The following is a 13,257-nucleotide window of genomic DNA, read 5'->3' as shown; positions in this document are numbered from 1 at the left end:
GCCGCGCCGGTATGGTCCGGACCGTAGGCTGCTCATGGGTGATTACGACGACCCCGTTCCTTTCCCGAGGCTGCGCGGTGGGCGCCGCAGCCGGGCCGGCGAGACGAGTGGTGATGTCCCTTCCTCGGGCGCAGGACGACAGGGCGGCGCCCACGGCACACCTCTCGCTGCTCGGCGGCTTCGAGCTGGCCGTGCAGGACGATCCCGTGCCGGTGTCCGGCGGGTCGGCCCGCCTGCTGGCCTTCGTGGCGATGCGCTGCCGTGCCGCGGTGCCGCGTGCCCTGGTGGCGCAGACACTGTGGCCCGCCGTGCCGGAACGGTGCGCGTACGCCAACCTGCGTTCGGCGCTGACCCGCGTGCCCCGGGCCGCCCGTGACGCGCTCGACGTGCGTCCTGACGAGATCCACCTGGCCCACCACGTCACCGTCGACCTGCACCGCGCCCGGCGGACGGCATACCGCGCGCTCGACCCGGCCGTCGCCGTGCACGACCTCGGGCTCGGCCCGGAGACCATGAAGGACCTCTCGACCGATCTCCTGCCCGGCTGGTACGACGACTGGGTCCTGCTGGAGGCGGACGACTGGCGGCAGCTGCGCCTGGGCGCCCTGGAGGCGGTGGCCGTCGGGCTCATCGAGGCGGGGCGGTACGCCGAGGCGCAGGTCGCCGCGCTCACCGCGGTCCGTGCCGACCCGCTGCGGGAGACCGGACACTCCATCCTGATCCGCGCCCACCTCGCCGCGGGCAACCGCGGTGAGGCATTGCGCGATCTGGACCGCTACGAGCGGTACCTGCACCACGACCTCGGACTGGAGCCCACACGCGAACTCCGGCAGCTCATCGCCGAGCTGATGCGCGCCGTCACCCCCCATTGACACGCCACCCGCAGCGGGAAGCGCGGGCACACCTTCTTGACGCTCCGCGTTATGGAAGGTGCCCTTCCTCATGCGACGTGGTGGGTGGCCTATGGAAACGCGGGACGCCGGACACTGTCGCCGGTGGGCCGCGCTTCACGGCGGCCCCGGTTCCGGCAGCCCTTCGCGGCGGCCGCGAGTCACGCGCTGAAGCGGTGCAGGGTCCAGCGCGTCGGCGGCGACGTGACCGGGTCGCCGTCAGCGGTCCACTCGGTGACCGAGCCGGGGGCGACCACCGTGTCGAACGCGCGCAGCAGCGGCTGCATGCCCAGGACGTGGAACGAGCCGTTGATCGTCTCGCTGTGGCCGACCAGCACCACCGTCTGGCCCGCGTGCCGGTACGCGATGTCCATGATCGCCCGACCGGTCCGCACCACCAGCTCGGCCCAGCTCTCGTTCTCCCGCTGGAACGGCCGGTGCACACCCCCGCCGGGCAGCTCCGCGTCCTTGAGCACGGCCAGCGGCCGCCCGTCCGCGTACGCCGGATAGTGCCAGGTGCACAGCCCGCAGTCGGCGACCACGTCCGCGCCCAGCGCCGCCGCGATCGGGGCCGCCGTCTCCAGCGCCCGCCGCAGCACCGACGAGTACACCGCGACCGGCCCCGACACCTCCCCCGCGAGCCGCCGCGCGGTCTCCGCCGCCTGCTCGTGCCCGCGCGCCGTGAGCCCGCGGCACCCTTGCCGCCCGCCGACGAACCGCTCGACCGAGTGCACCGACTCGCCATGCCGTACGAAGATCAGCCGCGTCCGCATCGGACGATGCTACGGCCACCCATCGATCATGAACCTGTGTCCACGACACGCCGCCGACCCGTGCCATAAGTTCATGATCAACTCTTCTGGGCGAGCACCTCGGGGAGGGGGACGGAGGGGTCGGTGAGGCGGGCGGGGTCGGCGGGGGTGCCGGAGAAGCCGGCTTTGACCAGGGCGTTGAGGTCGTCCTGGACGTCCCAGATGTTGATGTTCATGGCGGCTACGACACGGTTGTCGTCGGTGAGCCAGAAGGCGATGACCTCCGGGGCCTTGCCGTCGCGGACGGTCGGGTCGCCGCGGAAGACGACCCGCGCGTAGTCGCCCGGACCCGCCCAGCCGCAGTACTCCATGCCCAGGTCGTACTGGTCCGTGAAGAAGTACGGCACCTGCGCGTACGACACCTCCTGCCCCGCCATCGCCTTGCCCGCCGCCTTGCCGCCGGCCCGGGCGTTGGCCCAGTGCTCGGTCCGCAGGTGCTTGCCCACCAGCGGGTTCAGGGTCGAGGCCACGTCGCCGCAGGCGTAGATGTGCGGGTCCGAGGTGAGGAAGCCGGCGCCGGTGACGACGCCGTTGTCCACGGTCAGTCCCGCCTGCTCGGCCAGCTCGGTGACGGGCCGGATGCCGACGCCGACCGCCACCAGGTCCGTGGCGAGTTCGGTGCCGTCGTCGAGGACGGCGCTGCGCACCGCCCCGTCCAGGCTGCCGAACTCGCGCACCCCGGTGCCGAACCGGAACTCGACGCCGTTCGCCTCGTGCAGCGCCTGGAACAGCGCGGCCAGCTCGTCGCCGAGCACCCGCCGCAGCGGGGCGCTGTCGGTCTCGACCACCGTCACCGGGCAGCCGTAACCGCGGGCCGCGGCCGCGATCTCCAGGCCGATCCAGCCCGCGCCCACGACCAGCACCTGCGGCCGTGGGTCGGCCGTCAGCGCCTCGCGCAGCGCGGCCGAGTCGGGATAGGCACGCAGGTAGTGGATACCGGCCACGTCCGCGCCGGGCACGTCGAGGGTGCGCACCTTCGAGCCGGTGGCCAGCAGCAGCTTGTCGTACGCGAACAGCTCGTCACCGTCCAGCGTCACCGTGCGGGCGGCCGGGTTCACCGCCAGCGCACGGCGGCCGAGCATCAGCTCGATGTCCTGCTCGGCATACCACTCGCGCGGGTGCACGTACGCCTTCTCGCGCGGATCCTTGCCCTGCAGGAAGCCCTTGGACAGCGGGGGGCGCTCGTAGGGGACCTCGTCCTCCTGCCCGATCAGCAGCACCCGGCCCGTGAAACCCTCGGCCCGCAGCGCCTCGGCGGCCCTGGCCCCGGCCAGCGACGCACCGACGATGACGAATACCTGTTCGTCCGCACTCATGCCGTCCAGCCTCTCGCATCGACGTGCCGCCGGTCCACGAAAACGCGGCAGTCGTCCGGGAATCGGGCCGGGGCGGCATGGACCGGCGCGGATCCGTACCCTCGGCGTCCGGCCCGCGCAGGCCGGGACGACCTGCCGGCCTGACGGGCGAAAGGAGCCGGGAACATGGGCGGCGCCTGCGGGCAAGTACTGGCATGACCGTGACGACCCAGCACGACCCTCCGGCCGGAGCCGACCCACCGGCCCCCGGCGGGCCGCCGGACCCTGCCGACCTCGGCGCGATGTTCGACGCGTACGCCCGCGACCTGCTGCGTTACGCCGGTCAGCGCGTCGGCGAGCAGGTCGCCGAGGACGTCGTGGCACAGACCTTCCTCATCGCGTACGAGCAGCGCCACCGCTACGACGGCACCCGGGGCGCGATGCTGCCCTGGCTGTACGGCATCTGCGGCAACCTGCTGCGCCGCCACCGCCGCACCGAGGTCCGCGCGCTGCGCGCCGTCGCCGCGGCGCAGTCCCACGCCGCCGACGAGGTCGCGCCGGACGCCCGCTCCGCGGATCGGGTCGACGCGCAGCGCACCGTGGCCCGCGTCGCGAGCACCCTGGCCAGACTCCCGCGCCGCCAGCGCGAGGTGCTGCTGCTGTTCGCCGTCGCGGAGCTGGAGTACGCCGAGATCGCCCACGCGCTCGGCATCCCGGTCGGCTCCGTGCAGTCGGCCCTGCACCGCGCCCGCACGAAGATCAAGTCTGCGCTCGCCGCCACCGGAGGTTCCCGATGACCCGCACCGACGCCGACCTCACGGCGGTACGCGACCTGCCGCCGGGCTCGCCCGAACCGTCCGACGAGTCCGTCTCCCGCACCTGGCGCCTGCTCAACGCCCGGCACACCACCGCCCGGACCCGTTCCCCGCGCTGGACGGCCCGCCGACTCGTCCCCGCCGCGGCCGGACTGGCGGTGGCCGCCGTCGCGCTCGGCGTCGCCGTCCACGGCGGCACCGGTGCGAGCGACTCCGCCGCACCCGACATCGCCGAGATCAAGGCCTCCCATCAGCCGCTGCCGTCCGAGCGCGGCGCCGATCCCCGCCGGCCGCGTACCACCCCCGAGGCGAAGGCGGCCCTGGCGGAGCTGGCCCGCACCGCCGAACGCGCCGACACCGTGACCGTCGCGCCAGGTCAGTTCGTCCATGTGCGCCTCGACGGCTGGGCCGCCCACTCCGACGACGCCAGTGCGCGGACCGTGCGGATGGACTATCTCGGCCGCGAGCTGTGGCTCGAACCGGACGGCCTGATCGCAGTCAAGATCACCAACTCCATGGGCAGCTTCGACGCGGAAGACCCCGGCACGACCGCCGTCGATCCCCAAAAGCAACGTACCTACCTGCGCGAACAGGGCCCGAGTCTGGTGTACCCCACCACCGGGTGGCTCGCGGACCTGCCGGCCGACGATCCCGCGGCCCTGCTGGACCTGCTACGCGCCCCCGTCCGCGGCAATCCGAGCCGGGACCACGACTTCTGGTACGCGATGACGCACTTCTACCAGGCCTGCGACATCCTGCTGCCCCGACGGCTGCGCGCCGGCCTGCTGCGCGCATTCCAGGGCATGGACGGCCTGACCGTGGGCGAGGTGACGGTCGACGGCACCCGGCTGATCTCCGTACGCCACACCGACGGCGACAGCGCCTTCGAGATCCTGTTCGACCCGGTCACCGCCTGGGCGGTCGGCCGTCGCGAACTCACCCTCCACGGCGGCCCCGCGCTCCTGCCGCCGGCGCCGGGCCCGCGCTTCGACCCACCCGTGCTCCATCACGCCATGTGGCAGCAGCGCATCGTGGGCAGCCTCGACGAACACTGACCCGCAGACACCCACCGGCCCGCAACACCGTCCGGTTGAAGGGGTATGAATGAGACATGTCTGAGTTGGGCGAATACCTGTCGAGCGAGGTCGTCGTCGACTACGCCGACGGCCTGATCTCCCGTCGCGAGGCGCTGCGCCGACTGGGCCTGCTCGGCGTCGGCGCCGCCGTGGCCGTCCCGCTGCTGGCCGCGTGCGAAGCCCAGCGCGACACCACCACGACCCCACAGACCGCACCGACGCCCGCGGTGACGGGCCCGGCCGGCCCGAGCCCGCTGCCCACCGAACCCATCACGTTCCCCGGCCCGAACGGGCAACTGCAGGGGCGTTGGGCCGCCGCGGCCACCCCCAAGGGCTCGGTGCTGGTCGTCCACGAGAACAAGGGCCTGACCGACCACATCGCCTCGATCGCCGGGCGGTTGGCCGCCGCGGGCTGGTCCGCTCTCGCGATCGACCTGCTGTCCGAGGAGGGCGGCACGGCCACGTTCGCCGACCCGGCCCAGGCCACCGCCGCCCTCAACGCCGCCCCGCCGCCGCGGTTCATCGCCGACCTGAAGGCAGGCGTCGACGAGCTGCTGCGGCGCAACCCGGGCCACACCGTCGGCGCGATGGGCTTCTGCTTCGGTGGCGGCATGGTCTGGTCCCTGCTGGCCGCGGGCGAACCACGGCTGCGCGCGGCGGTGCCGTTCTACGGCCCGTTCCCCGCAGGCGCGTCGGTTTCCGGCTCCCCCGACGCGGCTGTGCTCGGCGTGTACGCCCAGCTCGACGACCGGGTCAACGCCACCCGCGACGCCGCCCGCGACGCCCTGAGCAAAGCGGGCCTGACCTTCGAGATCGTCACCTACCCCGACGTCAACCACGCCTTCTTCAACGACACCGGCCAGCGCTACAACGCCCCCGCCGCCGCCCAGGCCTGGGCCAAACTCACCGACTGGTTCACCCAATACCTGACCTGACCACCCCACCGCGCTCGCCGGCCCGGCTCGCCATAGACGTTGGCCTATCTGGATGACAATTTGTAGATCGAACCCATTCAGATAGGCCAACGTCTATGAGAAAGCGGGGCCGCACCCGTGCCCGTGCCCGGCGGTTCACGCCCCGCGGCGCTTGGCCGCGACGAATTTGTTCAACTTGGTCAGCGTCCACGTGTTGATCACGTCGGCGGGAGTCAGCCAGCCACGCTGCGCTATGCCGATACCGAAGCGCAGCAGATCCAGGTGGACGGTCGAGTGCGCGTCCGTGTTGATCGCGAACTTCACCCCGCGCTCGCGCGCCCGCATGATCAGCTCATCGGGCAGGTCGAGCCGGTCCGGGAACGCGTTCACCTCCATCGCGGTCCCGGTCGCGGCGGCCGCGTCGAACACCGCGTCCCAGTCCGGCTCGACCGGTTTGCGCCGCCCGATCAGCCGCGTGGTCGGATGCCCGATGATGTTGACGTACGGGTTCTCGCACGCCTTCACGAACCGGTTCGTCAGCTCCGCCGGAGTCTGCGTGAAGTGCGAGTGGACCGAAGCGACGCAGATGTCGAACCCGGCCAGGAAGTCCGCGTCCCAGTCCACCCCGCCGTCCGGGTCGATGTTCAGCTCGCTGCCGTGCAGCAGCGCCATCTTGCCGCCCTCGGCCAGCGCCCGCAGCTTCTTGCGCTGGGCGAGCATCTTCGCGTCGGTCATCCGCTGCATCGGCATGTCCTTGGCGTGGTCGGTGACCGCGTAGTAGCGGTAGCCGTGGGCCCGCGCGGCGGCCAGCATCTCCTCCAGGGTGGACACGCCGTCGGTGAGATCGGTGTGGGTGTGCAGGTCGCCGCGGATGTCGGCTTCGGTGACCAGGTCCGGCAGGGCGCCGTTGCGGGCGGCGGCGACCTCGCCGCGGTCCTCGCGCAGGGTGGGCGCGATCCAGGGCAGGCCGAGCCGCTCGTACACCTCCTCCTCGGTCTCCGACACGAGCAGCGTGTCGTCCTCGGCGCGGAACAGCCCGTACTCGGACAGCTTCAGCCCCTTGCGCACCGCGATCTCGCGTACCCGGATGTTGTGCTCTTTGGAGCCGGTGAAGTACTGCAGGGCAGCCCCCCACGACTCCGGCGGCACGACCCGCAGGTCGACCTGGAGCCCGCCGGTGGTGCGGATCGACGTCTTCGCCGGGCCGCCCGCGATGACCTCGCCGACCAGCGGCAGCTCCGCGAACGCCGCCATGATCGGCTTCGACTCGCGGGAGGCGACCAGGATGTCGACGTCGCCGATGCTGTCCCGGCCGCGCCGCAGCGACCCGGCGTACGTGCACTTCTCGCAGCCGGGCAGCGCCGACAGCGCGGCGATGACCTCGTCGGCGACCTCCAGCGCCGCGGAGACCAGCACCCGGCCGCCGCTGTGCCGCAGCACGTCGATGCCGTGCAGGATGTTGGCCGCGGTCTTCGCGCCGAAGCCGCGCAACCCGGACAGCCGCCCCTCCCCGATCGCGTGCACCAGCTCATCGATCGAGGAGATGCCCAGCTCACGGTGCAGGGCCATGGCCTTGGCCGGGCCGAGGCCGGGGATCGCCATCAGCTCGCGCACCCCGGCGGGCACCTTGGCCCGCAGCTGTTCCAGCACCGCCATCCGGCCGGTGGCCAGGTACTCGACGATCTTCTCGGCGGTGGACTTGCCGACGCCGGGGATCTGCTCCAGACCTTTCAGGTCGAGCGTCGCCACGTCGGCGGCGTGACCGGCGACCCCGCGGGCGGCCTTCTCGTAGGTGCGGGCCCGGAAGGCGTCACCGCCGGTGATCGCGATGAGATCGGCGTACTCCTGCAGTGCCGCCGCGACGACCTCGTTTGGCCGGGCCATGCCGTCCAGTCTACGGTTGACGCATGATCCGCAGGCGCGTTGTGATCTCCGGCGAGGTACAGGGCGTCTACTACCGCGACAGCTGCCGCCAGCAGGCGCAGGCCGCCGGTGTGGCCGGGTGGGTGCGCAATCGCCCCGACCATACGGTGGAGGCGGTCTTCGAGGGCACGCCCGACGGCGTCGACCGCCTCGTGGCCTGGACCCGGCACGGCCCCGAGCTGGCGATCGTCGACGGCGTCGCGGTCTTCGAGGAGACCCCGGAGGGCCTGTCCGGCTTCGGCATCCGTCCCACCGCCTGAGCGGCCCCACGCCACCCGCTCCCACCCGCCCGCCCCGCTCCGCGAGGTTGGGAAGGTGCCCTTCCACTACCTATCGCGATAAGAAGGTGCCCTTCCTTCGGGTCGGGGGGGTGACGGGGTGGATGCGGGGTGTCGACTCGGGGGTGGGCGTCGATAGGATCACCGCGGCGAGTCGAGTTCCTGGGGAGGCCGCGCCATGGTGGATTACACGAACCCGCACCCGAACCCGAGCCCGCCGCGCAGGTCGGCGGTGCCCGTGTGGGTGTGGATCGCGGGTGGCCTGGCGGTGCTGCTCTGCTGCTGCCTGGGCGTGGGCGGCGCGCTCTTCTACTACCTGCGGGCCGGGAGTGTGAAGCCGGGCGACCAGGTCGCGACGGCGCCCACCGGGACCTGGCAGCAGCAGCTCGCCGCGATCGACGGGGTGCGCAACTACCTGGCCGAGGGCACGCTGAGCCAGGACCACGCGCCGGGTGCGGTGGTCTATCCGCAGCAGCCGCCGGTCGGCGGGCAGCACAACGGCACGTGGCAGAACTGCGCCGGCGCCGTCTACGACACGGCGATCGCCAGCGAGCGGGCCGTGCACAGCCTGGAGCACGGCGCGGTGTGGATCACCTACCGGCCCGGCCTGGACAGCGACGAGGTCCAGGCGCTGGCGGCGAAGGTGTCCGGGCGCGACTACCTGATGCTGAGCCCGTTCCCCGGCCAGGATGCGCCGATCTCGCTGCAGGCGTGGGGATACCAGCTGAAGGTGAACAGCGCGGAGGACCCGCGCATCGACTTCTTCGTCAACGCAGCCCGCCAGAACGCCGCGCCCGAGTTCGGCGCGCCCTGCTCCGGCGGCACCCGCGAGACCGGGGAGCTGCCGCCCGCCGGGACCGCGGCATGAGCGAGCGGGCCGTCGGGGCCGGGATCGCCCGGGACATCACGCTGTACGGCACGCCGGTGCTGCACCGGCCGACGGCTCCCGTCACCGACTTCGGGCCGGAACTGCACCAGCTCGTCGCCGACATGTTCGCCAGCATGTACGCGGCCAACGGCGTGGGCCTGGCCGCCAACCAGATCGGCGTCGGCCTGCGCGTGTTCGTGATGGACTGCCCGGACCCGGCAGGCGACGGCCCGAACGTGGTGGCCCACGTCGTCAACCCGGTCCTGGAGCTGCCCGCGCCGCCGCGCGAGCTGGAGGTCTCCGGGGAGGGCTGCCTGTCGGTGCCCGGCCAGCGCGGCGACATGGCGCGCACGGTGACGGCGGTGGTGACCGGGGTGGACATGCACGGCGCGCCGGTGCGCATCGAGGGCGCCGGGCTGGTCGCGCGCTGCCTGCAGCACGAGTCCGACCATCTGGACGGCACCGTGTACGTGGACCGGCTCACCGCCAAGGAGCGCAAGAAGATCCTGTCCGCCGCCGGCCTGCCGTCGAGCTGACTGAAGCAGCTTCACGTTCTTGACAGCCCTGACCCTTCCTGCATAGATGTATTTATTGTTAACGCAGCTATAGAGCCGCGTCGGCAATGCGTCTCATCAGGACTTTTGTCAGGAGTGAACCGGTGCTTCGTGCGTATTTCGCGCGCCACAAATCAGCGTCGACCTGGGCCAGATCCATCCTGCACGAGGCGGCGTTCGCGCTGAACCTCAAGGTCGACACGATCCACGTGCCGGACCAGTGGGCGCCCTACGACACCCTCGGCGACTACGTGCGTGCCACTCGCCCCGACCTTCTGATCATGACGAACGCCAAGCCGGAATGGGTGGACACGCTGCCAGAGAACCGGGCGTTCCACCTCATCCGCGACCCGCGCGACATCGTGGTCTCCGGCTACTTCAGCCACCTCAACAGCCACCCGGAGGTGGTGGGCGGGGTGCCCTGGCCGGAGCTGGTGGCACACCGGCGCAACCTGCGCGCCCTCGACGAGGCCGGCGGCCTGCTGGCCGAGGTGGAGTTCAGCGGCATGTTCCTGGACCCGATGGCGCAGTGGGACTACGCCCGCCCCGGGATGCTGGAGGTGCGCATGGAGGACGCCATCGTCGACCCGGTGAAGTCCTGGACCGCCATCCTCGGCCACCTGGAGCTGCTCACCCCCGACGGTTCGGGCCCGGAGCAGGCGCGCATGGCCGCGGTGCGCTGGAACCTCGCCGCCCGCCGGGGCACTCCCCGCACGCTGAAATATCCCCGGATGGTGCTGCCCCGGCTGCCGCTGCACCGGTTGCCCGGCGCGTACGTGACCAGCGCGTGCGAGCGGTTCTCGTTCAGCCGACTGGCCAAGGGCCGCGAGCGTGGCCAGGAGGACGTGCACAGCCACTACCGCCGCGGGGTCGCCGGCGACTGGCGCAACCATCTGGCAGCCGAGCACCTCACGGCGTTCCGGGCCCGCTACGGCGACCTCGTGGAGCGCCTCGGCTACGACTGGTGAACCCGGCCCGGGGCCGGACCGGCGTGCCCGACTTCGCGCACGCCGGGTCCGTCCCCGCGGTCAGCCGTGGTCGGCCGGCCGCTCGCCGTTGACACGCAGAGCGGCGCCCGCGGCGTCGAGGGCGCGTTCGCACTCGCGCTGCGTCGCGCCCACCGCGGTGGCGTACGCGACCCGCCCGTTGACGGTGCCCTGCGGCGGCGGCGAGCGCCGGTCGCCGGGATCGGCCAGCAGCGCCAGCTCGTCCACCGCGGCCGGGAGCCCGGCCCGGTCGAACGCCAGCGTCTCGATGACGGTGTCGGGCTGCGCCGGGTAGAAGAAGCGCACCCCCGCCACCAGTTTGCGATCGGGCACCGCGACCGGGGGACGCCCGCAGGCCACCGCGGCGGCGGCCAGTGCCACGTCCACGCCGGTGGCGCGCAGCCCCAGGTACGGGATCATGTCGCCGCCGAGCCGCCCGTTCACCTCGATGATCCGCGGCCCGCGCGAGGACAGCTTGATCTCGGTGTGGGTGACCCCGTCGCGGAAGCCGAGCGCGGTGTGCGCGTCCTGCAGCAGCCGCAGCAGCTGCGGATCGTGCAGCAGCGGGTCGTCGCCGTGCACGTAGTGTCCGATCTCGATGCAGTACGGCGGGTGCCCGATCTCCTTGCGGGCCAGGCACAGCGGAGTCACCTCGCCGTGGTGCACCGCCGCGTCGACGCTGATCTCCTCGCCGTCGACGTACTCCTCCAGCAGCACCTGCGGTCGCCAGTCGGGCAACGCGCCGTGGCGCACCGCGCTGGTGAACTCGTACGCCGCGGCCAGCTCCTCGGGCCCGGCCACTTTGATCACTCCGACGCTGAGCGCCAGGTCGCTCGGCTTGAGGATCACCGGGTAGCCGATCCGGGCGGCCTCGGCGAAGGCCTGCGACAGCGAGCCCACCGGCACCGACGCGGGCTGGGCGACGCCGGCCGCGGCCAGGGCCCGGCGGGTCAGCAGCTTGTCGCGGCAGCGGGCGGTCACCGCGGGGTCGCCAGGCAGCCCCAGGGCCAGGGCCAGCTCGGCGGTCTGCAGCGTGCGCGCCTCGTCCCAGGTGAACACGCCCGCGACCGGGCCGTCCGGCAACCGGCGGGCGGCCTCGGCCATCGCCTTCACGTCGAGCAGGCTGCCCAGTTCCGTGGCGCCGGCGACGTATTCCAGCTCCCAGCCGGGCGCGACCCCGGTGAACAGGTGCACCCGGTACGCCGGGGCCAGCGAGCGCAGCAGGTATTCCCGGAACTCGCGTTTGCCGGTGCGGACCATCAGCAGATGCGGACGGTCGTCGTGGACGGCCATGCTCTTCCTCTCGACCCCGTTAAGCGTGTGTCCGACAAGCGGGATCGGCACGAACAGCCTCACGCGCCGATCCCGCCATGTCAACACGCGTACCTGTGCCTATGGATCAGGACACCAGCCACAGCGGAATGAAGTCGGCCATGGCCTGGTAGCCCGTGTCGTTGGGGTGGATGTGGTCGCCGCTGTCCCACTCGGCCCGCAGCTTGCCCGGCGCGGCCGGGTCGCGCAGCAGCTCGTCGAAGTCGACCACGCCGGTGAACTCGGCCCGGTGCGTACGGAGGTACTCGTTGATGGCCAGGCGGCTCTGCTCCTTCGCCGGCGTCCAGGACGAGAAGCCCTCGAACGGCGTGATCGTCGAGACGACCACGTCCACCCCGGACTGCCGCGCCTGGGCGCTGATCTGTCGCAGGCCGCCGATGACCTTCTCCGGGGCGTCGGCGTAGATCTGCAGGTCGTTGATGCCGAGCATGACCACCACCGTCTGCACCCCGGTCTGGCTGAGCACGTCGCGGTGCAGCCGGGCCAGCCCGTTCACGCCCAGTTCCGCGTACCCGATCTCGGTGCCGTCGTGGGTGACCGCGTTGCCGGCCAGGCCCTGGTTGAGCACGCCGATCTCGGAGTGCGGCGAGTGCCCGGCCAGCAGGCGGGCCGCGAGACGGTCGGTCCAGCGTGCGTTGCCGTTGATGGTGGACTGGCTGCCGTCGGTGATCGAGTCGCCGAGCACCACCACCGAGCCGGGCGACCTACGGCTGAGCACGTCGACGCCGGTGAGGAAGAACCACGAGTTGCGGGTGCCGGTCAGGGTCGCGCCGGTGGGCTCGGCGGCGGTGTCGCCGCTGCCGTAGTACGTCGCCTGCCGCGAGGTCCAGTGCCACGTCGCGGGGCCGGTCGCGACCGGCAGGTAGACGCTGACCACCAGGTCCGACAGCTCCGGCACGGTCACCGGCAGCGGGTCGCTGACGACCTGGCCGCCCTTGGGGATGGTGATGCCCGGCGCGCCGTTGAAGGTCAGTTCGCCCACGCTGGCGGGCAGCACGTCGGTGAGCGCGGGGGTGGCCGCGTCGGGCCGGGCCACGGTGGCGTGCCCGACGGTCACGGCCCCCGTGCCGAAGGTGTTGGACAGCCGGATGCGCGCCGCGCTGCCGCCGACCGAGGTGTGCACGATCATGCGGATGGTCTGGTCGGCGAAGCCGGTGCCGGACAGGCCCGCGCCAGCGCCGGTGGGCGCGGCCGACCAGGAGCCGACCCACTCGTCCTTCGCGCCCGCGGTGGCGCCGCCACCGGGCCCGGCCAGCACGCCGAGGGTGGTCGCCAGCAGGGCCGCGGCGAGCAGCGCCCGCCGCGTCGAGGGGTGCTTCACAGGGGAGAACCTCCTTGGGCGCGGCCGTCGGCCACGCGCCGTCGTGGGGGTGTGCGCGGCACGGCCGCGACTCAAATTACGAAGAAATGTTTGCACGAGTCAATATCTGCCGACTCAGCTGATTGGACTGTCCGGACAGGTTTTCCGCCTGACGGCGTCACCGGTGGAGCACACGGAGCTGCGGCACTAGGGT

Annotated in this window: 13 protein-coding genes; 8 read left to right on the top strand and 5 right to left on the bottom strand. The window is 72.3% G+C overall.

The genetic code is table 11. The features are described from left to right. The first annotated feature begins 113 nt into the window (after nt 1-113). A complete protein-coding gene (locus F6W97_RS22370) occupies nt 114-872 on the top strand; it encodes an AfsR/SARP family transcriptional regulator (protein ID WP_155372371.1) in 759 nt (252 codons plus the stop codon). Nucleotides 873-1,051: 179 nt separating this feature from the next. Here the strand turns inward: F6W97_RS22370 and F6W97_RS22365 are convergent, their stop codons facing one another. Continuing rightward, nucleotides 1,052-1,663 (bottom strand): histidine phosphatase family protein, encoded by a 612-nt coding sequence (locus tag F6W97_RS22365; protein WP_155372370.1) that lies wholly within the window; start codon nt 1,661-1,663, stop codon nt 1,052-1,054. 77 nt (nt 1,664-1,740) lie between these two features. Next, on the bottom strand, nt 1,741-3,018 hold the full coding sequence (locus F6W97_RS22360) for an NAD(P)/FAD-dependent oxidoreductase (RefSeq protein WP_155372369.1): 1,278 nt from the start codon (nt 3,016-3,018) through the stop codon (nt 1,741-1,743). Nucleotides 3,019-3,212: 194 nt separating this feature from the next. On the opposite strand from F6W97_RS22360, the gene F6W97_RS22355 reads away from it, so the two are divergent. Genes F6W97_RS22355 through F6W97_RS22345 form a run of 3 tightly spaced genes read left to right on the top strand, consistent with a single transcriptional unit; the run spans nt 3,213 to nt 5,823 of the window. Continuing rightward, the gene (locus F6W97_RS22355; protein ID WP_196279268.1) at nt 3,213-3,794 is read left to right on the top strand and encodes an RNA polymerase sigma factor; all 582 of its coding nucleotides are present in this window, start codon (nt 3,213-3,215) and stop codon (nt 3,792-3,794) included. Continuing rightward, nucleotides 3,791-4,867 (top strand): hypothetical protein, encoded by a 1,077-nt coding sequence (locus F6W97_RS22350; RefSeq protein WP_155372367.1) that lies wholly within the window; start codon nt 3,791-3,793, stop codon nt 4,865-4,867. The genes F6W97_RS22355 and F6W97_RS22350 overlap by 4 nt, the downstream gene beginning before the upstream one ends. Nucleotides 4,868-4,923: 56 nt before the next feature. After that, a complete protein-coding gene (locus F6W97_RS22345; protein ID WP_155372366.1) occupies nt 4,924-5,823 on the top strand; it encodes a dienelactone hydrolase family protein in 900 nt (299 codons plus the stop codon). 135 nt (nt 5,824-5,958) lie between these two features. Here F6W97_RS22345 and polX read toward each other — a convergent pair whose 3' ends face one another. Beyond that, the gene (gene polX, locus F6W97_RS22340; protein WP_155372365.1) at nt 5,959-7,686 is read right to left on the bottom strand and encodes a DNA polymerase/3'-5' exonuclease PolX; all 1,728 of its coding nucleotides are present in this window, start codon (nt 7,684-7,686) and stop codon (nt 5,959-5,961) included. Nucleotides 7,687-7,709: 23 nt separating this feature from the next. Here polX and F6W97_RS22335 point away from each other — a divergent pair, with 23 nt between their 5' ends. The 4 genes from F6W97_RS22335 to F6W97_RS22320 all read left to right on the top strand — a co-directional run bounded on the left by F6W97_RS22335 (nt 7,710) and on the right by F6W97_RS22320 (nt 10,393). Next, the gene (locus F6W97_RS22335; protein WP_196279267.1) at nt 7,710-7,985 is read left to right on the top strand and encodes an acylphosphatase; all 276 of its coding nucleotides are present in this window, start codon (nt 7,710-7,712) and stop codon (nt 7,983-7,985) included. A gap of 196 nt (nt 7,986-8,181) precedes the next feature. Next, nucleotides 8,182-8,871 (top strand): DUF3105 domain-containing protein, encoded by a 690-nt coding sequence (locus F6W97_RS22330; RefSeq protein ID WP_155372364.1) that lies wholly within the window; start codon nt 8,182-8,184, stop codon nt 8,869-8,871. Continuing rightward, complete coding sequence (gene def, locus F6W97_RS22325) at nt 8,868-9,407, top strand: peptide deformylase (protein WP_155372363.1); 540 nt, start codon at nt 8,868-8,870, stop codon at nt 9,405-9,407. The genes F6W97_RS22330 and def overlap by 4 nt, the downstream gene beginning before the upstream one ends. 122 nt (nt 9,408-9,529) lie before the next feature. Next, complete coding sequence (locus tag F6W97_RS22320; protein WP_196279266.1) at nt 9,530-10,393, top strand: sulfotransferase family protein; 864 nt, start codon at nt 9,530-9,532, stop codon at nt 10,391-10,393. 60 nt (nt 10,394-10,453) lie between these two features. Here F6W97_RS22320 and F6W97_RS22315 read toward each other — a convergent pair whose 3' ends face one another. Together F6W97_RS22315 and F6W97_RS22310 are read right to left on the bottom strand one after the other, a co-directional pair. Beyond that, nucleotides 10,454-11,704, bottom strand: coding sequence for an ATP-grasp domain-containing protein (locus tag F6W97_RS22315; protein WP_155372361.1), 1,251 nt, complete (start codon nt 11,702-11,704; stop codon nt 10,454-10,456). A 106-nt stretch (nt 11,705-11,810) separates the two neighbouring features. Next, nucleotides 11,811-13,064, bottom strand: coding sequence for an SGNH/GDSL hydrolase family protein (locus tag F6W97_RS22310; protein WP_230686875.1), 1,254 nt, complete (start codon nt 13,062-13,064; stop codon nt 11,811-11,813). Nucleotides 13,065-13,257: the final 193 nt, after the last annotated feature.

This window comes from Catellatospora vulcania, from assembly GCF_009720385.1.
Taxonomy (GTDB): Bacteria; Actinomycetota; Actinomycetes; order Mycobacteriales; family Micromonosporaceae; genus Catellatospora; species Catellatospora vulcania.
The sequence above is the reverse complement of the archived record's forward strand: the minus strand, read 5'-3'. Positions and strand labels throughout refer to the sequence as shown.

Excerpts from the sequence above, each read along its gene's own strand:
- F6W97_RS22315 (WP_155372361.1), bottom strand. The coding sequence starts at position 11,704 with ATGGCCGTCCACGACGACCGTCCGCATCTGCTGATGGTCCGCACCGGC.
- polX (WP_155372365.1), bottom strand. The coding sequence starts at position 7,686 with ATGGCCCGGCCAAACGAGGTCGTCGCGGCGGCACTGCAGGAGTACGCC.
- F6W97_RS22345 (WP_155372366.1), top strand. The coding sequence starts at position 4,924 with ATGTCTGAGTTGGGCGAATACCTGTCGAGCGAGGTCGTCGTCGACTAC.
- F6W97_RS22335 (WP_196279267.1), top strand. The coding sequence starts at position 7,710 with ATGATCCGCAGGCGCGTTGTGATCTCCGGCGAGGTACAGGGCGTCTAC.
- F6W97_RS22350 (WP_155372367.1), top strand. The coding sequence starts at position 3,791 with ATGACCCGCACCGACGCCGACCTCACGGCGGTACGCGACCTGCCGCCG.
- F6W97_RS22370 (WP_155372371.1), top strand. The coding sequence starts at position 114 with ATGTCCCTTCCTCGGGCGCAGGACGACAGGGCGGCGCCCACGGCACAC.
- F6W97_RS22330 (WP_155372364.1), top strand. The coding sequence starts at position 8,182 with ATGGTGGATTACACGAACCCGCACCCGAACCCGAGCCCGCCGCGCAGG.
- def (WP_155372363.1), top strand. The coding sequence starts at position 8,868 with ATGAGCGAGCGGGCCGTCGGGGCCGGGATCGCCCGGGACATCACGCTG.
- F6W97_RS22365 (WP_155372370.1), bottom strand. The coding sequence starts at position 1,663 with ATGCGGACGCGGCTGATCTTCGTACGGCATGGCGAGTCGGTGCACTCG.
- F6W97_RS22355 (WP_196279268.1), top strand. The coding sequence starts at position 3,213 with ATGACCGTGACGACCCAGCACGACCCTCCGGCCGGAGCCGACCCACCG.
- F6W97_RS22360 (WP_155372369.1), bottom strand. The coding sequence starts at position 3,018 with ATGAGTGCGGACGAACAGGTATTCGTCATCGTCGGTGCGTCGCTGGCC.